Raw genomic sequence first — 20,322 nt, forward strand, 5'->3', positions numbered from 1 at the left:
GACCGATTGCATTCGCGGACAGGTCCGCTCCCACAAAATCCGTGCCCGTCTGCAGTGCCGATAAACCGCCTCGCGAAGAGTTCGCTCCTACAGGGGACTTTGGACGCCACAGCAATCTGATGTAAGTCCAAATCCCGTGGGAGCGGACCTGTCCGCGAAAAGGCCTATAAATCCCACACATTTGCAGCGCCTGACCGATTGCATTCGCGGACAGGTCCGCTCCCACAAAATCCGTGCCCGTCTGCAGTGCCGATAAACCGCCTCGCGAACAAGTTCGCTCCTACAGCACACGGACGTCATTCCAATGGAGCCAGTCTTTCGCGGCTATTACTCAGATGCGTCCACATCGCAGCCCTCGCCGCATCCGGGTCCTGACGGCGGATGGCGCTGAGGATGGCTTCGTGTTCCAGATTGGCGAAATAGGCATGGCGCGTCAGGTTGGCTCCGGCCCGTTCGCTGCTGGCGATGCGGCTGCGCGGGATGATGGTGGCGCCCAGATGCTGCATGATCTCGACGAAATACGGGTTGCCCGTGGCCTCGGCAATCAGCCGGTGAAAGCGCTTGTCGGGCTCCACGCAGCTATCCTCCTTGGCCAGCAAGTCCTGGTAATCGTCCAGCGCCTGACGCATCGCCGTGAGCTGTTCCTGGGTGCGACGCATGGCGGCCAGCGCCACCGCCTGGGTTTCCAGGCCCATGCGCAATTCGATGATGTGACGCACGCTGAACGCCGTTTCCACTTTCAGATGCAAGCCGCTTTGCTCTGCGCGCTGCAGCACGAACGTGCCCTTGCCCTGATGTGTCTCAACAAGCCCCGATGCCTGCAATTTGGAAATCGCCTCGCGCACCACCGTGCGACTGACGCCGTATTGGCCGACGATTTCGCTCTCGGAAGGCAATTTGTCGCCCGGTGCGATCTTGCCCATCAGAATGCGCTGACTGAGGTCAGTGACCAGATCAGTCGCCAGACTGTGAGCGCGGCGTTTGGGAATCAGGTTCTGGGTGGGGTCTTGCATGGAGTCGAGTCCGAAAAAAGCCTGGGTCGGGAAGCGGCGAGCATATCACCGAGCACACGAGCGACTGGATTTTGCCTTCTTGAACTTGTCTTTTTACACGGCGTTGCAGGCAGACAACGATCAGAAATCAGCCCTCCCGCACCACCACTCACGGGTGGGATGCCCCTGAATACGAGGTTCTGGCCCTGGCTATCCTGCTCATTCAACTTGTATGATAGGCTCAAATTTTTGCCGATCAGACAACAGGCAAATCCAGCAAATTCAGTTGCGCGCCCCCACTTAACTTGTATGATGACTGGCAACAGGGCAACGACCCTCGTTACACACACACCAGGCTACAACCCGCATAAAAATAATCAGTGGGAGTCAACACAGTGAACGCATCCTCTACCGGGGCGCATGACAGCCCGGATTCCGTCCTGCAATCGGCGGTCTCCAAAGTCAAACGCCACATCCTTCCGCTGTTCGTCATCATGTTCATCGTGAACTACATCGACCGGGTCAACATCGGGTTCGTGCGTAGCCACATGGAGCACGATCTGGGCATCGGTGCCGCCGCCTACGGTTTTGGCGCCGGCCTGTTCTTCATCGCTTACGCACTCTTCGAAGTCCCCTCCAACATCCTCATGCAGAAAGTCGGTGCGCGCATCTGGCTGACCCGGATCATGTTCACCTGGGGCATCGTCGCCGCGTGCATGGCCTTCATCCAGACCGAAACCCACTTCTACATCCTGCGTTTCCTGCTGGGCGTGGCCGAGGCCGGTTTCTTCCCTGGCGTGATCTATTACTTCACCCGCTGGTTGCCCGGCGTTGAACGTGGCAAGGCCATTGCGATCTTCCTCAGCGGTTCGGCATTTGCCTCGGTGATCTCCGGTCCGTTGTCCGGCCTGCTGCTGCAAATCGAAGGCTTTGGCATGCACGGTTGGCAGTGGATGTACCTCATCGAAGGCCTGTTCTCGGTCGGCCTGTGCGTATTCGTCTGGTTCTGGCTGGACTCAAAACCCCAAGACGCTAAGTGGATGAATCAGGCTGAAAAAGACGCCCTGACTCAAGCCATCGATGCTGAACAGGCCGCCCGTGAAGCGGCAAGCCCTGTGAAGCTTTCCATCGGAAAGCTGCTCAAAGACCGGCAGATCCTGATGTTCTGCCTGATGTACTTCTTCATTCAGCTGACCATCTACGCTGCCACGTTCTGGCTGCCAAGCATCATCAAGAAGATGGGCGATCTCTCGGATATCCAGGTCGGCCTGTTCAACTCGATCCCTTGGTTTATCGCGATCGTCGCCATGTACGCGTTCGCCTCGCTGTCGGCGAAGTGGAAGCATCAACAGGCCTGGGTCGCCGGTGCCCTGTTGATCGCTGCGGCCGGGATGTTCATGTCGACCATTGGCGGGCCGATATTTGCCTTCATCGCCATCTGCTTTGCGGCCATGGGCTTCAAGTCTGCCTCGTCGCTGTTCTGGCCGATTCCTCAGGGTTATCTGGATGCGCGGATTGCCGCTGGCGTCATCGCGCTGATCAACTCGGTGGGCAATCTGGGCGGCTTCGTTGCGCCGACCACCTTCGGTTTGCTGGAGCAACACACCGGCTCGATTCAGGGCGGGCTGTATGGCCTGACCGCGACGTCGATCATCGCAGCCGTGCTGGTGTTCTTCGTACGCACCACCAAGAAACATGACGCTGCGCCGATGGCCGCGGGTGCTTCCCCGACCACCGCGCACCCTTGATTCCGACCATTGAATGAGCTTTCAAAGCATCAAGCCAAGGATTAAACAATGAGCACTCAAAACAATCAGCACACCGGCAATGCCCCTGTCATCACTGACTTGCAGATCGTGCCCGTGGCCGGCCATGACGACATGCTGCTCAACTTGAGCGGCGCCCACGGCCCATATTTCACTCGTAACATCGTGATCATCAAGGACAACGCCGGCCACACTGGCGTCGGCGAAATTCCCGGTGGCGAGCGCATTCGCCAGACCCTCGAAGACGCCCGCTCGTTGGTGGTGGGCAAGACCATCGGCACGTACCAGAAGATTCTCAACGACGTGCGTCACGCGTTCGCTGAACGCGATTCCGGCGGCCGTGGCCTGCAGACATTTGACCTGCGCATCACTATTCACGCAGTCACCGGTCTTGAAGCAGCCCTCCTCGATTTGCTCGGTCAGCACCTGGAAGTGCCGGTCGCCGCTCTGCTCGGTGAAGGCCAGCAGCGTGATGAAGTGAAGATGCTCGGTTATCTGTTCTACGTCGGCGATCAGAAGAAAACCAACCTGGCCTATCGCACCGAAGAAGACGCCGACAACGACTGGTTCCGCGTGCGTCACGAAGAAGCCCTGACCCCTGAAGCGGTGGTGCGTCTGGCTGAAGCGGCGCATCAGCGTTATGGCTTCGAGGACTTCAAACTCAAGGGCGGCGTGCTCAGCGGCGATGCCGAAATCGAAGCGGTCACGGCGTTGGCCGAGCGTTTCCCTAAGGCGCGTATCACCCTGGACCCTAACGGCGCCTGGTCGTTGAAAGAAGCCATCCGCCTGTGCCGCGATCAACACAAGGTGCTGGCCTACGCTGAAGACCCGTGCGGCGCCGAGAACGGTTACTCAGGGCGTGAAGTCATGGCCGAGTTCCGTCGCGCCACCGGCCTGCGCACCGCCACCAACATGATCGCCACCGACTGGCGTGAAATGGGCCACGCGATTCAGCTGCAATCGGTGGACATCCCGCTGGCCGACCCGCACTTTTGGACCATGCAGGGTTCGGTGCGCGTGGCGCAGATGTGCAACGAATGGGGCCTGACCTGGGGCTCGCATTCCAACAACCATTTCGATATCTCGCTGGCGATGTTCACCCACGTGGCCGCCGCCGCGCCGGGCAACATCACCGCCATCGACACCCACTGGATCTGGCAAGACGGCCAGCGCCTGACCAAAGAGCCACTGCAAATTGTTGGCGGTAACGTGCAGGTGCCGAAAAAACCGGGCCTGGGCGTGGAGCTGGACATGGATCAGGTGGCCAAGGCCCACGAGCTGTACAAAGGCATGGGTCTGGGCGCGCGGGATGATGCGGCGGCGATGCAGTTCTTGATTCCGGACTGGAAATTCAACAACAAGGCGCCGTGTCTGGTCCGTTGAGAGGTTGGAGCGAAGGCTGATGCTAACCGTGGGAGCGGACCTGTCCGCGAAGAGGCCCGTGCACCCGGCACATTTCTATCGGCTGAACCGCGGTCTTCGCGAACAGGTTCGCTCCCACATTTAGATCTGCGGCGGTGCCGAATTAGCGGTCTGAGACCAACTCCGCTCGCTCCAATGCGGTCTCCCGATCGACTGAGCTTATGCAGTTTCAGCTAATTGCCATCTGGCGACCGGCGCGTATCCCCTTGCGCGCCGTTTTTCTTTGCGTTGTCGCTGCATGCTAATGTGCCTGCATGTCCCTGCCGCGAAGCCTGTCATGCCTCTTCTTTCCCAGACCCACCCTCGCCTTTCCATCGCTGTCGCCCTGGGTGTGACGGCGGGTATCACTTCTGCTTTTATCGCCCCGCAGATCACCCTGATTACCAAATGCCTGATCGCCTGGAACGTCGGCGTCTGGATTTACCTTGCGCTGATCATGCTGCGCACCTCGCGCTCCAAAGCCGAGGACGTGAAACGTATCGCCGAGATCGAGGACGAGAACGCCGGGCTGGTGCTGGTCATGGTCTGCGTGGCGGCGATTGCGAGTTTAGCGGCCATCGTTCTGGAGCTGTCAGGGGCCAAGGCCATGCAGCCGGGAGACAAGGCTTTGCATTACGCGTTTACCGGGCTGACCATTGTCGGTTCGTGGCTGATCACCGGGGTGATTTTCAGCCTGCATTACGCGCGACTGTTCTACACCTGGCGCGGCAAAGACCCCGCCCTGCGTTTCGCCGATGGCGAGTTGAACCCCGATTACTGGGACTTTCTGTACTTCTCCTTCACCCTCAGCGTTGCCGTGCAGACCTCGGATGTGGGCGTTGCCACTCGCGCGCTGCGCAAAGTGGTGCTGGCGCAATCGCTGATCGGGTTTGTGTTCAACACCGCGATTCTCGGCTTCTCCATCAACATCGCTGCTGGGCTATTTGGCTAACGCGCAGCGTTTTGTGCAGTGCAAAAATCACATGAAATCCCTCCGGCGCCTGTTCCACTGACACATGCCTGGGCGTAGTGTGGGCGCCACAAATCCAATGTCTTGCTTGAATGAGGCCTCTCCCAAATGACTCAGGCTGCTCCTGTGAAAATCGCAGTACTTGATGACTGGCAATCGGTGGCCAGCGACGTGGTGGACTGGTCCGGACTGGACGCGATTGGCGAGGTAAGTTTCCTGCATGAATTCCCGGCCGACACCGCAACCATGGTTTCGCGCCTGAAGGATTTTGAGGTCATCTGCGTGATGCGCGAACGCACGATTTTCGACGAAGCGCTGCTCAGTCAATTGCTGAAGTTAAAGTTGCTGGTGACAGGTGGCATGCGCAATGCCGCACTGGACCTGGCGGGGGCCAAGCGCCTGGGGATTCAGGTCGCCGGCACCGAGAGCTACAAGTTCGCCGCGCCGGAACTGACTTGGGCGCTGATCATGGGGGTGACCCGAAACATCGTCGATGAAGCCAACTCCCTACGCGCCGGCAACTGGCAGATCGGCATTGGCAGCGATCTGTATGGCAAGACGTTGGGCATCGTCGGGCTGGGCAGCATCGGCCAGAAGGTCGCCAAATACGGCCAGGCGTTCGACATGAAGGTCATCGCCTGGAGCGAAAACCTCACCGCCGAACGTGCCGCCGAGCATGGCGTGACTTACGTCAGCAAAGCCGAGCTGTTTGAGCAGTCGGACGTGATCTCGGTGAACCTGGTGCTCAGTGATCGCAGCCGGGGCCTAGTGGACGCGGAGTCGTTGAACCGCATGAAACCGACGGCGTATCTGGTTAATACCGCCCGCGGTCCGATTGTCGACGAAGACGCCCTGGTGGAAGTGCTCAAACAGAAGAAAATTGCCGGCGCCGCGCTGGATGTTTACGGCCAAGAGCCGCTGCCGGTCGATCATCCGTTTCGTTCGCTGCCCAACCTGCTCGCCACGCCCCATGTGGGTTACGTGACCGAGAACAATTACCGGATGTTCTTTAGCCAGATGATTGAAGACATACAGGCGTGGCACGCGGGAACGCCGATTCGGTTGTTTGGCTGACTACGGCGACCAACTGTGGGAGCGGACCTGTCCGCGAATGCAATGCTACAGACGCCAAAAATGTATCGAATGTACGTAAGTCTTCGCGGACAGGTCCGCTCCCACGAGGGCCGCGTCGACATAAAGAATTTTCATCAAGGACTTTAGCTGATGACCTCAACCCCCCCACCTTCGCCCTCCGCCCCGCGCTGCGCCTTGCTGGTCATCGACATGCAATACGACTTCCTGCCCGGTGGTGCGCTGGCGGTGGCCGATGGCGACGCCGTGGTGCCGTTGATCAATCGCCTGGGCGCGCAATTTCGCAACGTGGTCATCACGCAGGACTGGCACCCGGCGGGCCATATTTCTTTCGCCTCGACTCACGCCGGACATGCACCGTTCGACAGCATCACCCTGCCCTACGGCCCGCAGACCTTGTGGCCGGACCATTGTGTTCAAGCCACCCACGGCGCCGATCTGCACGCGGACCTGCACCTGCCACATGCGCAACTGGTCCTGCGCAAGGGCTGCAATCTCGGGATCGACAGCTATTCGGCGTTTATCGAAGGCGACCGTACCACCCACACAGGGCTTGCTGGGTATTTGAAAGAGCGCGGGATCGACAGCGTGTTCGTGGTCGGCCTGGCGCTGGATTTCTGCGTCGCCTGGTCAGCACTGGATGCGCGGACGGCGGGGTTCAATACCTGGGTGATCGAGGATGCGTGTCGGGCGATAGATCTGGGTGGATCGCTGGACAACGCGTGGAGCGAGATGCTGGCGGCAGGGGTTGGGCGTATTCAGAGCCCGGATATGCTGAGCCCTTCTCTGTAGGAGCCAACTTGTTGGCGAGACGTTTTACAGGCGTACACATGATGACGGCTCGCGAATAAATTCGCTCCTACAGGGGTTTCGCTCGCAAAGTGATCAGCGTTTGCCTGAGGCGAAATCAGTCAGGTTCGCGGCCTCCATCCGATACCGCACCCACTCATCCTGCGGTTCGGCACCAATCGATTTATAGAAATCAATCGCCGGCTGATTCCAGTCCAGCACGCTCCATTCAAAACGCCCGCAGCCGCTGTCGACCGCCATCTTCGCCAGATGCCGCAGCAGCGCCTTGCCCCCGCCAACACCGCGATGCTGTTGCGACACGTACAGATCTTCCAGATACAGCCCCTTGCGGCCCAGCCAGGTGGAATAGCTGAGAAAGTACACGGAAAAACCAATCGGCTCGTCATCCAGCAGGCAGATCAGCGCTTTGGCCGGGGACGCCGGGTCGTCGAACAGGCTGCGCTGGATATCAGCGACGTCAGCCAGCACCTCGTGTTCGGCTTTTTCATAAATCGCCAGCTCAGTGATGAAGCCCAGAATTACCTCGGCGTCAGCGCGGATTGCATCTCGAATCTGAAGGGTCACACTTACTCTCCCAGGGTGCGGCAAAACGACATCGTTCAGGGGCGAACGACGGATGACAGATTGTGTCTCAAGCAACAGTCCGGCGCAGCATTCATACGCCATGCCGTCTCCCCAAGATCATCGCCCCAAGGAACACCCATGCAAAATCAGGAAGAAGAAGACGGCAAGACCCCAGGGCTGACCGCCAAGGAAGAACAGGACATCGACGAAAACCAGCCGCCCCGCGCGGCGGTCCTGCACGAAACCATCCGCGCCCAGGGTGATCATGAGCTTGAGCGCAGCGTCACCGCCCTGTGGTGGTCAGCCCTGGCGGCCGGCCTGACCATGGGCCTGTCGCTGATGGCCATGGGGTTGCTCAATTCAAGACTGCCCGACAGCGAAGGTTTCAAGGCCATCGCCAGTTTCGGCTATTGCGCGGGCTTTCTGGCGGTGATTCTGGCGCGTCAGCAACTGTTCACCGAGAACACCATCACGGCCGTGTTGCCGATCATGAGCAAATTTACCCTTGGCAATATTGCCCGGTTATTCCGCCTGTGGGGCGTGGTGCTGGTGGGCAATTTGTGCGGCACCTTGCTGGTGGCGTACGTGATGCTGCACCTGCCGATTTTCGACACCAAGACTGACCACGCTTTTCTTGAGATCGGTCGCAAGATCATGGAAAACGACGTCGGCACCATGTTCGCCAAGGGTATTATTTCCGGCTGGATGATCGCCACCATGGTCTGGATGATCGCCTCGATGGAAGCCGCCAAGGTGGTGATCATCGTGATGATTACCTACTTGATGGCGCTGGGGGATTTCACTCACATCGTCGTCGGCTCGGCGGAAGTCTCGTATCTGGTGTTTGCCGGTGAACTGCCGTGGAAGGATTTCTGGCTGGTGTTTGCAGGCCCGACGCTGGCGGGCAACATCATTGGTGGCAGCTTTATTTTTGCCCTGATCAGCCATGCGCAGATCAGGAGTGAGAGCGGGACGCCTAAAGAGGAGAAAGGTAACTCCAGCAAGAAAAACCAGACTCAGGAAGAACGTCTACCCCAGAAGTAACGCCTGACTTTCTGTAGGAGCGAATTTATTCGCGAGGCGCCGGACCTGATTCGCCGCCTCCATTTCTCGCCAACAAGTTGGCTCCTACAGGGACCAAATAACCGCGCCAGCCCCTTTCCTAAATATTTATTCAGAAATATCTGCTGCATTTATAGGCAAACTACAGCTTCCAGTCGCAATTGCTTCAGGCAAACCAATGACCCGAATTTTGACGATCGAAGACGATGCCGTAACCGCGAAGGAGATCGTAGCTGAGTTAAGCAGCCACGGCCTCCACGTAGACTGGGTCGACAACGGCCGCGAAGGCTTGGTACGCGCCGTCAGCGGTGATTACGACCTGATTACCCTGGACCGTATGCTCCCTGAAGTGGATGGTTTGGCGATTGTCACCACCATGCGCGCGCTGGGGATTTCCACGCCGATTCTGATGATCAGCGCCCTGTCTGATGTCGATGAACGTGTTCGCGGTTTGCGCGCAGGTGGCGATGACTATCTGTCCAAACCCTTTGCATCAGACGAAATGGCCGCCCGGGTCGAGGTGCTGCTGCGCCGCAGCCATCCGAGCACTCAGGCTGAAACCATGCTGCGCGTTGCAGATCTGGAGCTGAACCTGATCTCTCGTGAAGCCAGTCGCGCAGGCCAGCCGCTGAACCTGTTGCCTACTGAATACAAACTGCTCGAATTCCTGATGCGCAACAATGGCCAGATCATCACCCGCATGATGATTTTCGAGGAAGTCTGGGGTTATCACTTCGACCCCGGCACCAACCTCATCGACGTACACATCGGTCGCTTGCGCAAGAAAATCGATCCCCCTACCCTGACGCCCCTGATTCGAACCGTTCGAGGCTCAGGATATGTCATTGCCGAACCCGTCTAAGGGCTGGCGTTCTTCCAGCAGTAGATTGCTGGCGCTCTACAGTTTCTTGTTCGTGGCCTGGAGCAGCATCCTTATGGGGGTGCTGTACTGGGAAGTCACCAGTTACCTGAACACCCTCGCCCGCCACTCGCTGATGCAGCGCCAACAGTTATTCTCGCGTTTTCAGGGCGCGCAACTGGACGACGCCCTCGCCACCAGCGACAAGTTCGACATGCGCTCAGTCGATGCCTACGGCTTGTTCGACAAAGACCTGAAACCGATCAGCGGGCCAATCCACGCCATTCCTGCCGGCTTGCCGCTCAATGGCCAGATCGAGGAACTGGACACCTGCATCGACTCCGATGATCCGAACCTGCCTCGCGCCAGTTGCGACGCCGTGGCCATTCACACGCTGGACAACCGCTGGCTGGTGCTGGTGCGCGACAACGGTTCGCTGTTTGCCGTGACCACGTTGATCCTGCGGGCGCTGTTGTGGGGCATTTCGCTGACCATTCTGCCGGGTATCGCCGGCTGGCATTTGCTGCGGCGGCGACCACTGCAACGTATTCGCGCGATCCAGGCCAGCGCCGAAGCCATCGTCACAGGGGATTTGGCGCGGCGTCTGCCAGTGTCCGATCGCCGCGATGAGTTGGACATGCTGGCGGACATCGTCAACGCCATGCTCGATCGCATCGAACGGTTGATGAACGAGGTCAAGGGCGTATGCGACAACATTGCCCATGACCTGCGCACCCCGCTCACTCGTCTGCGCGCGCAGCTGTACCGGATTCAGCAGCAGTCCCCGGAAGACTCGCCCCAAGGTGAGCAAATGGCCCAGGTGATTGCCGACGCCGATACGCTGATGGCGCGGTTTCGCGGGCTGTTGCGGATTTCCGAGCTTGAAGACCATCAACGTCGCTCGGCCTTTGATCGGCTGGACCCGCGCCCATTGCTGCAGGAACTGCATGATTTCTACCTGCCGCTGGCCGAAGAAGGTCGCGTGTCGCTGGAGCTGAAGATTGCCGAACACCTGCCGCCGCTGGTGGGGGATCGGGCGCTGCTGTTTGAAGCGTTGTCGAACCTGCTAAGCAACTCGATCAAATTTACTCCACCGGGCGGCGTGGTCACTTTGATAGCCCGCGCCGAAGGTGATGCCACCTTCATCGAAGTCCAGGACACCGGCCCCGGCATCCCTGCCGCCGAACGCGAGGCCGTGTTCAAACGTTTCTACCGCAGCGACAGCGGCAATCAGCAGAGCGGCTTTGGTCTGGGTCTGTCCATCGTCGCCGCCATCGTCAACCTGCACGGCTTCAAACTGCACATCGGCACCAGCCCGTCGGGTGGCGCGAGTCTGGTGCTGGAGTGCCGGCAGGTGTTGGCGTTGGGGTGAATGCCACCGTCCGCTTCTGCCCGGAGGGCGTAGGCGTCCGGCTTGCCGACGATGGGCTGCGAAGCGGCCCCGATCCCGCCACAGCTTTGATCGTTCCCACGCTCCGCGTGGGAATGCATCGGCAAACGCTCCGCGTCCAGTTCGCCAGTGACGCGGAGCGTCAAAACGGCGTTACCACGCGGAGCGTGGGAACGATCATCATCGAGCACCGCGCCATCCGCTTCTGCCCGGAGGGCGCAGGAATCCGGCTTGCAGACAAAAAAAGCCCACAGCTTTCACCGTGGGCTCAACGAAGACCGTTGAAGGGAGCGTTCTGTTTAGCCTGGCAGGCAGGTGAAGTCTTTGCTGTGGCCGAGCTGTTTGCCGTGGGAGTCTTCGAGCTTGACGCGGTATTCCTCGCCCAGACTGGACTCGACCAGCTTGTAATGCTCGCCGGCCTTGAACTGATCGAATTTGATGCCGGTCTGGCAGTTCATTTCACCGTCATCGCCGTAGCCCTCGACGATCAGGTCCAAGTCGAGTTTGTGGGCACCGGGTTTGACTTCGAAATAGCGCCCGTCATTGAGTCGCTTGCCGTCCAGGTCCTCCGCCATCAGCACACCGGCAGGCTCTTCCTGCAGGCCGATCCAGGCTTCACTCGGATCGGCTTTGGGCATGGGGCCTGCACAGGCGGACAGGACGGCGACCAGACCCAACATGGGCACAAGCAGCAACGATTTGGCGTTCATGACATAAACCTCGGCAGATGGAAAAATCCCTGTGGCGCAGGGTGAATTTCGATGAGCCAAGGCTGCGCGTGCCGCAGATGAACAACAAATGAATCCCCCATGAAAGCTCCTTGTGCACCGGGCTAACTATTTGTTCATTCGCCTGACGGCTGCCTGTTAGGTCCCGGCGCCAAGACTGCCGTGAATCGAAATGGGAGGTTCCGGCATGCTCGGGCTGGTCAAGACTGCATTGCTAAAGCCCTACACGTTCCTCGTGTTGGCAATATTCATCTGCATCGTCGGGCCGATGGCGGCGCTTAAAACGCCGACCGATGTGTTCCCCGACATCGGTATTCCGGTGGTCGCGGTGGTCTGGCAGTACGCCGGTCTGTCGCCTGACGCCATGGCCGGACGCGTGATCTACACCTATGAACGCTCGCTGAGCACCACGGTCAACGACATCGAGCACATCGAGTCGCAATCGCTGCCGGGCATGGGCATCGTCAAGATTTTCTTCCAGCCCGGCGTCGATATCCGCACCGCCAACGCTCAGGTGACAGCGGTCTCACAAACCGTACTCAAGCAGATGCCGGCGGGGATCACCCCACCGCTGATCCTCAATTACAGCGCCTCGACAGTGCCAATCCTGCAAATGGCGTTCTCCAGCCCGACGCTGTCCGAAGCGAAGATTCGCGATCTGGTGCAGAACAGCATTCGTCTGCCGCTGAGCGCCGTGCCGGGGCTGGCGATGCCAACGCCCATGGGCGGCAAACAACGGCAGATCACCCTCGACCTTGACCCACAGGCGCTGGCCGCCAAAGGACTGTCGGCGCAGGACGTCGGCAATGCGCTGGCCGCCGGTAACCAGATCATCCCGGTGGGCACGGCGAAGATGGGCAGCGACGAATACACCGTGCTGCTCAACAACAGCCCCAAAGCCATCGATGAGCTGAACGACCTGCCGATCAAGACTGTCGACGGAGCGTTGATCACCATCGGCCAGGTGGCCCATGTGCGTGACGGCTCGCCCCCGCAGACCAATATCGTGCGAGTCGATGGCCATCGCGCGGTGCTGATGCCGGCGCTTAAAAACGGCAATATCTCGACGCTGTCTATCGTCGACGGCATCCGCAACATGCTGCCGCTGATCAATGAAACCCTGCCGCCTGCGCTCAAAACGTCACTGCTGGGCGATGCCTCGGTGTTCGTGAAACAGTCGGTGGGCAGCGTCGCTCGCGAAGGCATCATCGCCGCGTTGCTGACCAGCGTGATGATCCTGCTGTTCCTCGGCAGTTGGCGCTCGACGCTGATCATCGCCGCATCGATCCCTCTGGCCGTGTTGTCAGCCATTGCGCTGCTGGCGGTCAGCGGCCAGACGCTCAACGTCATGACCCTCGGCGGGCTGGCACTGGCCGTGGGGATTCTGGTGGACGACGCCACGGTGACCATTGAGAACATCAACTGGCACCTGGAACAAGGCAAGGCGGTCAAGGACGCGATCCTGGATGGCGCCCGGCAAATCGTCGGCCCGGCGTTCGTTTCGCTGCTGTGCATCTGCATCGTGTTCGTGCCGATGTTCATGCTCCAGGGCATCGCCGGCTACCTGTTCCGGCCCATGGCGTTGGCGGTGATTTTCGCCATGGCCAGCTCGTTTCTGCTGTCGCGCACGCTGGTGCCGACCCTGGCGATGTTCCTGCTCAAGCCCCATGTGCTGGAAAGCGGTCCGGGGCATCACCCGGAAGATGAATTCATCAACCACCACGAAGGTGATCAACACGCGCCTCGGCGCAACCCGCTGCTGCTGGCCGGGTTGAAATTCCAGCAGGGTTTCGAGCGTGGCTTCTCTGCCGTCCGAGACGTTTATTACGGCTTGCTCGGCCTGGCGTTGAAAGCCCGCAAACGCTTTTTGCTGGGGTTTCTCGCCTGTGTGCTGGCAAGCTTTGCCTTGCTGCCAAGCCTGGGGGAAGACTTCTTCCCGGCCACCGACGCAGGCGCGTTGTCGCTGCACGTGCGCTTGCCGCTGGGCACCCGCATTGAAGAAAGCGCCGCCGCGTTCGACCGCATCGAGCAGCGCATCCGCGAGATCATTCCGGCGGACGAGCTGGACACGGTGATCGACAACATCGGCATCCCGCTCAGTGGCATCGACATGGCCTACAGCAGCAGCGGCACGATTGGCCCGCAGGATGGTGACATTCAGGTGGCGCTCAAACCCGAGCACGCGCCGACTGCCGATTACGTCAAACGCCTGCGCGAAGCCCTGCCGCAAAGCTTCCCCGGCAGCCACTTTGCTTTCATGCCTGCCGACATCAGCAGCCAGATCCTCAACTTCGGCGCCCCCGCCCCGCTGGACCTGAAAGTCTCCGGCCCCAATGGCGAAGCCAACCGCGCCTACGCCCTGGAACTGCAACGGCGCCTGCAACACGTGCCGGGCATCGCCGATTTGCGCATCCAGCAATCCACCGGTTACCCGTCGCTGCAAGTGGACGTTGATCGCCTGCGCGCCAAGCAACTGGGCATCACCGAGCACGACGTCACCACCAGCCTCGGCGCCTCACTGGCCGGTACGTCCCAAGTGGCGCCGACGTATTGGCTGAACCCGAAAAACGGTGTGTCGTATTCGGTGGTCGCCGCCACGCCGCAATACCGTCTCGACAGCCTGCCGACCCTTGAAGCGCTGCCGATTACCGGCAGCAACGGCCAGTCGCAAATCCTCGGCGGGCTGGCGACCATCAAGCGCGTCGAAAGCCCGGCGGTGGTCACGCACTACAACATCCAGCCGACCCTCGATCTGTACGCCAACGTGCAGGGCCGGGACTTGGGCGGCGTCGCCAAGGATGTGCAAAAAGTCATCGACGACACCGCGCACCTGCGACCCAAAGGCGCGACGGTGACGTTGCACGGTCAAATCGACGCGCTCAACGAAGCCTTCAGCGGTTTGAGCCTCGGGCTGATTGGCGCGGTGGTGCTGATCTACCTGCTGATCGTGGTGAATTTCCAGTCGTGGATCGATCCGTTCGTGATCATCACGGCCCTGCCCGCCGCCTTGGCCGGCATCGTCTGGATGCTGTTTTTGAGCAACACCTCGCTGTCGGTACCGGCATTGACCGGGGCGATCCTGTGCATGGGCGTGGCCACCGCCAACTCGATTCTGGTGGTGAGTTTCTGCCGCGAACGGCTGGCCGAACACGGCGACGCGATGCTGGCGGCGCTGGAAGGCGGCTACACCCGTTTTCGACCGGTGTGCATGACCGCGCTGGCGATGATTCTCGGCATGCTGCCGCTGGCGCTTTCCGCTGAACAGAACGCGCCGCTGGGACGCGCCGTGATCGGCGGCCTGATCCTCGCCACCACCGCCACGCTGCTGTTTGTGCCGGTGGTGTTCAGCCTGGTGCACCGCCATTCCAAACCTATTGCTCAACCAAGCGCTCACAGTGGAGAAACACCCCATGTCGTCTGAAAACGCCCCTTCGCGCAAACGCCTGATGCTGGTCGGCGTCGGCGGCTTGACCTTGGCGGCGCTGTTGGTCGCCAACGGTCTGGCCGCCCGCACCCGGAATGAACACGAGGTCGATGCCTGGACGCAAAGCCACTCGCTGCCGGTGGTCAGCGTGATCCAGCCCTCGCAAAACGCAGCGGGCGATACGCTGCAGTTGCCCGCGCATCTGGAGGCCTGGAGCAAGGCGCCGATCAATGCGCGGGTCAGCGGCTACCTGAAAAGCTGGAGTGCCGACATCGGTACGCAGGTCAAGGCCGGACAGATTCTGGCGCAGATCGACAGCCCGGAACTCGACCAGCAACTGGCCCAGACCCGCGCTCACCTGGCGCAAGAGCAAGCCACCGCACGCATCGCCGAAACCACCGCCAGCCGCTGGCAGCATTTGCTGGCCACGCATTCGGTGTCGCAGCAGGAAGTGGACGAAAAAGCCTCCGGCGCGCTGGCTGCCAAGGCGGACATGCAGGCCGCTGCGGCGGACTATCAACGGCTGTCGGACCTGGAGGCGTACAAAACCATTCGCGCGCCGTTCGCCGGGACCATCACGGCGCGCAACACCGACATCGGTCAGTTGATCAAAGCCGATGACGGCGGCACCGCGCCGCTGTTCAACATGGCCGACACCCATCGTTTGCGCCTGTATGTGCCGGTGCCACAGAACTACGCCAGCGTCATCACCCCCGGCATGCAGGTGCAACTGACGGTGCCGGAACATCCAGGCCAGACCTTCAGCGCCAGATTGCTGGGCGACTCCACGGCGGTCGATCCGCGTTCCGGCACCTTGCTCGCGCAATTCGAAGCGGACAACGCCGACGGCGCGCTGATGCCTGGCGATTACGCCGAAGCAACGCTCAAGGTCGCGGCCAACAGCCGTGCCGTGAGCATCCCCGCCAGCGCGCTGATTTTCCGCGCCAAAGGCACTCAGGTCGCGACCCTGGACGGCGCTGGACATGTACATTTGCGCGATATCCACATCGCGATGGATCTGGGCGACCGACTGGTGATCGATCAGGGTTTGAAGCCTGCCGATCGCATTGTCGACAACCCGCCCGACGCTCTGCGTGAAAACGATCCGGTGCAACTGGCCGACGCCGGAGGTACTCATGCGCCCAAGGCTTGAAGGTTTGGCGCTGGTGATCGCGATGACGTTGCAGGGCTGTTCGCTGGCGCCGACGTATCAGACGCCGGTCACGACGCTACCTGAGCACTACAAGGAACAACCGGTGAGTGAATGGCATCCGGCGCAACCGGCCGATCAGTTGCAGGCCCGGTGGTGGACGTTGCTCGGTGATCGCCAACTGGATGACCTGCAACAGCAACTGCTGAACGCCAACCCGGACCTGGCCGCCGCGCTCGCGCATTTCGATGGGGCGCAGGCCTTCGCCAGTCAGCTGCACGCGGGATTATTCCCGCAGATCAACGCCAGCGGCGGCCCGGTGCGTCAGCGTCAGTCGGACCGCAGGCCGCTGCGCGGCGACACTCAGCCTTCGGTCTACAACAGCGACACTGTTGGCCTGAGTCTGAGTTTCGATCTCGACCTGTGGGGCAAGATCCGCAATCAAGTGGCGTCAGGCGATGCGCAAGCGCAAGCCTCGGCGGACGATCTGGCCGTGGCGCGGCTGAGCCTGCAGCGGCAACTGGCAACGCTGTATGTGCAGGCCCGCGGGCTGGATGCGCAGAGCCAGATTCTCAAGACTTCGTTGGATGATTACACCCAGGCCTTGCAACTGACCCGAGACCGCTATGAAGGCAAGATCGCGTCGGAACTGGACCTGACCCGCGCGCAAAGCCAACTGGCCGAAGCCCAGGCGCAGCTTGATGATGTGCGTGCGCAACGCAACCTAACCGAACACGCCATCGCTGAACTTGTCGGCAAGCTGCCGAGTGATTTCGCGTTGGCCGCCGACCCACAGCCGATCCCGTTGCCAGGCATACCCCAGGCGTTACCGGGCAGTCTGTTGCAACAACGGCCCGACATCGCGGCGGCCGAGCGCCGGGTATTTGCGGCAAACGCCAACATCGGCGTAGCGAAAGCGGCGTGGTACCCAGATTTCAGCCTGACCGGGATGTTCGGCGGCATGACCGGTGGCAGCGGGAATCTGCTGGCGGCGGCCAATCGGTATTGGGCGCTTGGGCCGTTGGTGAACCTGCCGATCTTCGACGGCGGACGGCGCAGCGCCAACGAACGCCAGGCCAAAGCCGAATTTGAGGAAGCGGCGGCGCAGTACCACAGTCAGGTCTTGAAGGCGGTGCGTGAGGTGGAAGATAACCTGGGGCAACTGCGAGATTTGCAGCTGGAATCGGCGGACCAACAGGCGGCAGTAGATGCGGCCAACAGCGCTGAAAAAATGGCGATGAGCAGTTACGAGGCTGGCGCGACGGATTATCTGGATGTGGTTACAGCGCAGACCACGGCGTTGCAGGCCCAGCGCAGATTGCAGGTGCTGGACACCAGCCGGGTGCAGGCCAGCGTCGGACTGATGGTAGCGTTGGGAGGTGGGTGGAAAAGCAGCTAGCACTGTGGGAAGGAGCTTGCTCGCGAGGCTTCGGTACATCCGACATCTATCTGTCGGTCATTCGCCTGCATTCGCGAGCAAGCTCCCTCCCGCAATGAATCTGCGGCGTGGCTGAACCCGCAAATCCTGTGGGAGCGGGCCTGTCCGCGAAGACTTATGTACAGCCGATTCACCTTCATGGGCTGAGCCAATGCATTCGCGGACAGGTCCGCTCCCACACTGAATCTGCGCCGGGGCTGAATCTTGAGCAACGCGCAAAATCCCGTGGGAGCGGATCTGTCCGCGAAGACTTATGTACAGCCGATTCACCTTCATGGGCTGAGCCAATGCTTTCGCGGGCAGGTCCGCTTCCACAAGGGATCTGCGCCGGGGCTGAAATCTGAGGAAGGCACAAGTCCGCTCCCACGGGTTCAGCGCCAAGCTGCAGAACACTTCAAACCTCAACCACCGCGAAATCAAACAACGCCTGCGGCGCTTCGATCAGCAGCGAGCGCACCAGCTGCGCCGAGCAGCCTAACGCCTGCAATTGCTGCACGACGCTTGCGTAATTGATGTTGCTTTCATGCTGCGTGTGCGGCCAGTCGCTGCCCCACACCAGCCGGCGCAGGCCGAAGCTCTGCTCCAGCAGCGGCAGAGCCTCACGGGCGAAATCCAGGTTCTGCTGCTCGCTGCCGCCCAGGCGATAAATGCCAGACACCTTCATCCACACTTGTCCGCTCTGACCCAGCTCCAGAAGTTCTGGAAACCCCCGTTGATCGATCCCCAGACGCGCATCCGGACGACCGAAATGATCGACCACGATCTTGATCCCGAACGGCATCAGCCCGCGAATCAACGCTGGCAAATCCTCCACCTGGCGGTGCAGCTCAACGTGCCAATCCAGCTCGACGAGGTGCGCAAACAAGCTGCGCCACGCAGGCTCGGAGAAGTCAGGCAGCGCCTTGCCCATCAGGTTTAAACGCACACCGACTACGCCGCAGCGATCCATCTCGTTCAAGTGCTCGCGACTGATGTCGCGCTCCACCACCACAACCCCGCGCAACTGCTCGGGCGCTTGTTGCAGCGCCGCCAGCAGGTAGCTGTTGTCGGTACCGAGAAAGCTTGGCTGCACTAACACGCCATGACTCAAACCGTGCTCGTGCAGGTTGTCCAGGTACATCGAAAGCGTCGCGTCGTAGTCCGGTGTGTAACGTCGTGCGGTGGTGAGATCCAGCTCCCTGCTGAACACGTGGGCATGGGCATCGATGCCGAGAATCGGTTGGGAACAGGTATCAGACATGGCTCTCATCTATGGAGGGAATCGCGGTGCGTGCCATTGGGCAAGGAACGCACCGCGCAGGTAAAAAATCAGGCGCGGGCGGTTTCGCCGTTGGCAGAACCCTGAGCGGCCGCAGACGTCGCTTCAAGGCTACGGCCACGGGTTTCCGGCAGGCACAGCGCGGCAATCACCGCCACGCCATAGGCAATGCCGGCGTCGATACCGATGGCTGAACCCAGCGACATCGACTCGCTCATGTGACCGACCAGAAACGGAAACACCGACGACAACACGCGGCCGAAGTTGTAGCAAAAGCCCACCCCTGCCCCGCGAACGTCAGCCGGGTACAGCTCGTTGAACAGCGCCCCGAGGCTGGCCGGAATACCTGCCGCGAAAAAGCCCAGCGGGAAGCCGAGAAACAGCATTTGCGTGTTGGTCAGCGGCAGGAACACGTAGCACTGCACGGTGACGACGCACGCCAAAGCAAACACCACGATGTTCATGCGCCGACCGATACGGTCGATCAAGAAACCGCTGGCCACGCAACCGCACCAGAAGGCGAAAATGATCACCGCCAGATAGCCGCCGGAGTTGAGCACCGACAGGTTGCGTTCGGTTTTCAGGAACGTCGGCAGCCAGGTCATCACCGCGTGGTAACCACCGTGGGCGCCGAGGCCCAGAAGACCGCCAAGCAGGGTCACGCGGATCAGTTCGGGGCGGAAAATACCGGCCAGGGATTTGAAGAAGCTTTGCGGAATGGCGTTTTCTTTCTGCAGTTTCTGAAAGCTGTCGGGCTCTTCGACGTTGCGGCGAACCCAGATGATCAGGAACGACGGCAGCAAGCCCACCAGAAACATCACGCGCCAGGCAATTTCCGCCGGGACGAAGGTGTAGATCAACGTGAACACGCCGACCGCCAAACCCCAGCCCACGGCCCATGCGCTTTGCACGGTGCCCATGACTTTGCCGCGATATTGCGGGTTGATGGTTTCGGCCATCAGCACCGCGCCCGCCGCCCACTCACCGCCGATGCCGAAGCCTTGCAGGGCCTTGACGATCAGCAACTGGTGAAAGCCGGTGACGAAGGCCGAGAGGAAGGTGAAGACCGAGAACCAGAGGATCATCCATTGCAGCGTACGGACGCGGCCGTAGCGATCCGACAGCGTGCCGCCGACCCAGCCACCGATGGCCGAGGTCACCAGGGTCACGCCGCTGATCAGACCGGCATCGCCCTTGCTCAGGGCAAACGCTGCGATCAGCGCCGGGATCGCCAGGCCGAACATTTGTACTTCCAGTGCGTCGAGCGACCAGCCGCCGAAGCAGGCCCAAAACGTTTTGCGCTCACGCGGGGTGACTTGGCGATACCAGCTGAACATGGTTTTTTGTCCTTATGAGTGTGCGTATGGCAGTTGTTTTGGCGCACCGCTGTTCTGTAGGAGAGAACTTGTTCGCGAGGC

The 20,322-nt window shown here is 60.6% G+C and carries 16 protein-coding genes; 11 read left to right on the top strand and 5 right to left on the bottom strand.

Annotated features, from left to right (window positions below; genetic code table 11):
* Positions 1 to 296: 296 nt before the first annotated feature.
* A complete protein-coding gene (locus tag ACWKWM_RS18955; protein WP_483847604.1) occupies positions 297 to 1,013 on the bottom strand; it encodes a FadR/GntR family transcriptional regulator in 717 nt (238 codons plus the stop codon).
* 374 nt (positions 1,014 to 1,387) lie between these two features.
* Between ACWKWM_RS18955 and ACWKWM_RS18960 the strand changes: the two genes are divergently transcribed.
* The 5 genes from ACWKWM_RS18960 (at position 1,388) to pncA (ending at position 7,013) form a co-directional block, all read left to right on the top strand.
* Entirely contained in the window at positions 1,388 to 2,740 is a 1,353-nt protein-coding gene (locus ACWKWM_RS18960; protein WP_483847605.1) for an MFS transporter, read from the top strand.
* Positions 2,741 to 2,788: 48 nt separating this feature from the next.
* On the top strand, positions 2,789 to 4,141 hold the full coding sequence (gudD, locus tag ACWKWM_RS18965; RefSeq protein ID WP_483847606.1) for a glucarate dehydratase: 1,353 nt from the start codon (positions 2,789 to 2,791) through the stop codon (positions 4,139 to 4,141).
* 316 nt (positions 4,142 to 4,457) lie between these two features.
* The gene (locus ACWKWM_RS18970) at positions 4,458 to 5,111 is read left to right on the top strand and encodes a DUF1345 domain-containing protein (RefSeq protein ID WP_483847607.1); all 654 of its coding nucleotides are present in this window, start codon (positions 4,458 to 4,460) and stop codon (positions 5,109 to 5,111) included.
* A 126-nt stretch (positions 5,112 to 5,237) separates the two neighbouring features.
* Positions 5,238 to 6,203 (top strand): D-2-hydroxyacid dehydrogenase family protein, encoded by a 966-nt coding sequence (locus ACWKWM_RS18975; protein ID WP_483847608.1) that lies wholly within the window; start codon positions 5,238 to 5,240, stop codon positions 6,201 to 6,203.
* A 150-nt stretch (positions 6,204 to 6,353) separates the two neighbouring features.
* On the top strand, positions 6,354 to 7,013 hold the full coding sequence (gene pncA / locus ACWKWM_RS18980; RefSeq protein ID WP_483847609.1) for a bifunctional nicotinamidase/pyrazinamidase: 660 nt from the start codon (positions 6,354 to 6,356) through the stop codon (positions 7,011 to 7,013).
* Between the two features lie 93 nt (positions 7,014 to 7,106).
* Here the strand turns inward: pncA and ACWKWM_RS18985 are convergent, their stop codons facing one another.
* Complete coding sequence (locus ACWKWM_RS18985) at positions 7,107 to 7,595, bottom strand: N-acetyltransferase family protein (RefSeq protein ID WP_483847610.1); 489 nt, start codon at positions 7,593 to 7,595, stop codon at positions 7,107 to 7,109.
* A 138-nt stretch (positions 7,596 to 7,733) separates the two neighbouring features.
* Between ACWKWM_RS18985 and ACWKWM_RS18990 the strand changes: the two genes are divergently transcribed.
* The 3 genes from ACWKWM_RS18990 (at position 7,734) to ACWKWM_RS19000 (ending at position 10,888) form a co-directional block, all read left to right on the top strand.
* Positions 7,734 to 8,639 (top strand): formate/nitrite transporter family protein, encoded by a 906-nt coding sequence (locus ACWKWM_RS18990; protein WP_483847611.1) that lies wholly within the window; start codon positions 7,734 to 7,736, stop codon positions 8,637 to 8,639.
* A gap of 196 nt (positions 8,640 to 8,835) precedes the next feature.
* Positions 8,836 to 9,519 (top strand): response regulator transcription factor, encoded by a 684-nt coding sequence (locus ACWKWM_RS18995; RefSeq protein WP_483847612.1) that lies wholly within the window; start codon positions 8,836 to 8,838, stop codon positions 9,517 to 9,519.
* Positions 9,497 to 10,888 carry a sensor histidine kinase gene (locus ACWKWM_RS19000; protein ID WP_483847613.1) on the top strand — a complete coding sequence of 464 codons (1,392 nt, stop codon included), beginning with the start codon at positions 9,497 to 9,499 and terminating at the stop codon, positions 10,886 to 10,888. Before ACWKWM_RS18995 ends, ACWKWM_RS19000 begins: the two co-directional genes overlap by 23 nt.
* A gap of 317 nt (positions 10,889 to 11,205) precedes the next feature.
* Here ACWKWM_RS19000 and ACWKWM_RS19005 read toward each other — a convergent pair whose 3' ends face one another.
* Positions 11,206 to 11,616, bottom strand: a complete 411-nt coding sequence (locus ACWKWM_RS19005) for a PA0061/PA0062 family lipoprotein (RefSeq protein ID WP_483847614.1) — start codon at positions 11,614 to 11,616, stop codon at positions 11,206 to 11,208.
* Positions 11,617 to 11,821: 205 nt separating this feature from the next.
* Here ACWKWM_RS19005 and ACWKWM_RS19010 point away from each other — a divergent pair, with 205 nt between their 5' ends.
* The 3 genes from ACWKWM_RS19010 to ACWKWM_RS19020 are packed head-to-tail and all read left to right on the top strand — an operon-like array spanning position 11,822 to position 17,607.
* Complete coding sequence (locus ACWKWM_RS19010) at positions 11,822 to 15,055, top strand: efflux RND transporter permease subunit (RefSeq protein WP_483847705.1); 3,234 nt, start codon at positions 11,822 to 11,824, stop codon at positions 15,053 to 15,055.
* Entirely contained in the window at positions 15,045 to 16,211 is a 1,167-nt protein-coding gene (locus tag ACWKWM_RS19015; RefSeq protein WP_483847615.1) for an efflux RND transporter periplasmic adaptor subunit, read from the top strand. Before ACWKWM_RS19010 ends, ACWKWM_RS19015 begins: the two co-directional genes overlap by 11 nt.
* The gene (locus ACWKWM_RS19020; RefSeq protein ID WP_483847616.1) at positions 16,195 to 17,607 is read left to right on the top strand and encodes an efflux transporter outer membrane subunit; all 1,413 of its coding nucleotides are present in this window, start codon (positions 16,195 to 16,197) and stop codon (positions 17,605 to 17,607) included. Before ACWKWM_RS19015 ends, ACWKWM_RS19020 begins: the two co-directional genes overlap by 17 nt.
* 433 nt (positions 17,608 to 18,040) lie before the next feature.
* On the opposite strand, the gene ACWKWM_RS19025 is transcribed toward ACWKWM_RS19020, so the two are convergent.
* Positions 18,041 to 18,886, bottom strand: a complete 846-nt coding sequence (locus tag ACWKWM_RS19025; protein WP_483847617.1) for an amidohydrolase family protein — start codon at positions 18,884 to 18,886, stop codon at positions 18,041 to 18,043.
* A gap of 68 nt (positions 18,887 to 18,954) precedes the next feature.
* Complete coding sequence (locus ACWKWM_RS19030) at positions 18,955 to 20,241, bottom strand: MFS transporter (protein WP_483847618.1); 1,287 nt, start codon at positions 20,239 to 20,241, stop codon at positions 18,955 to 18,957.
* Between the last annotated feature and the right edge of the window lie 81 nt (positions 20,242 to 20,322).

The sequence above is a fragment of the Pseudomonas rosaeacicularis genome, assembly GCF_057128745.1.

Bases quoted from the DNA above. Each gene is read 5' to 3' on its own strand.
- ACWKWM_RS18955 (WP_483847604.1), bottom strand. From the start codon at position 1,013: ATGCAAGACCCCACCCAGAACCTGATTCCCAAACGCCGCGCTCACAGT.
- gudD (WP_483847606.1), top strand. From the start codon at position 2,789: ATGAGCACTCAAAACAATCAGCACACCGGCAATGCCCCTGTCATCACT.
- ACWKWM_RS18970 (WP_483847607.1), top strand. From the start codon at position 4,458: ATGCCTCTTCTTTCCCAGACCCACCCTCGCCTTTCCATCGCTGTCGCC.
- ACWKWM_RS18975 (WP_483847608.1), top strand. From the start codon at position 5,238: ATGACTCAGGCTGCTCCTGTGAAAATCGCAGTACTTGATGACTGGCAA.
- pncA (WP_483847609.1), top strand. From the start codon at position 6,354: ATGACCTCAACCCCCCCACCTTCGCCCTCCGCCCCGCGCTGCGCCTTG.
- ACWKWM_RS18990 (WP_483847611.1), top strand. From the start codon at position 7,734: ATGCAAAATCAGGAAGAAGAAGACGGCAAGACCCCAGGGCTGACCGCC.
- ACWKWM_RS18995 (WP_483847612.1), top strand. From the start codon at position 8,836: ATGACCCGAATTTTGACGATCGAAGACGATGCCGTAACCGCGAAGGAG.
- ACWKWM_RS19000 (WP_483847613.1), top strand. From the start codon at position 9,497: ATGTCATTGCCGAACCCGTCTAAGGGCTGGCGTTCTTCCAGCAGTAGA.
- ACWKWM_RS19005 (WP_483847614.1), bottom strand. From the start codon at position 11,616: ATGAACGCCAAATCGTTGCTGCTTGTGCCCATGTTGGGTCTGGTCGCC.
- ACWKWM_RS19010 (WP_483847705.1), top strand. From the start codon at position 11,822: ATGCTCGGGCTGGTCAAGACTGCATTGCTAAAGCCCTACACGTTCCTC.
- ACWKWM_RS19015 (WP_483847615.1), top strand. From the start codon at position 15,045: ATGTCGTCTGAAAACGCCCCTTCGCGCAAACGCCTGATGCTGGTCGGC.
- ACWKWM_RS19020 (WP_483847616.1), top strand. From the start codon at position 16,195: ATGCGCCCAAGGCTTGAAGGTTTGGCGCTGGTGATCGCGATGACGTTG.
- ACWKWM_RS19025 (WP_483847617.1), bottom strand. From the start codon at position 18,886: ATGTCTGATACCTGTTCCCAACCGATTCTCGGCATCGATGCCCATGCC.
- ACWKWM_RS19030 (WP_483847618.1), bottom strand. From the start codon at position 20,241: ATGTTCAGCTGGTATCGCCAAGTCACCCCGCGTGAGCGCAAAACGTTT.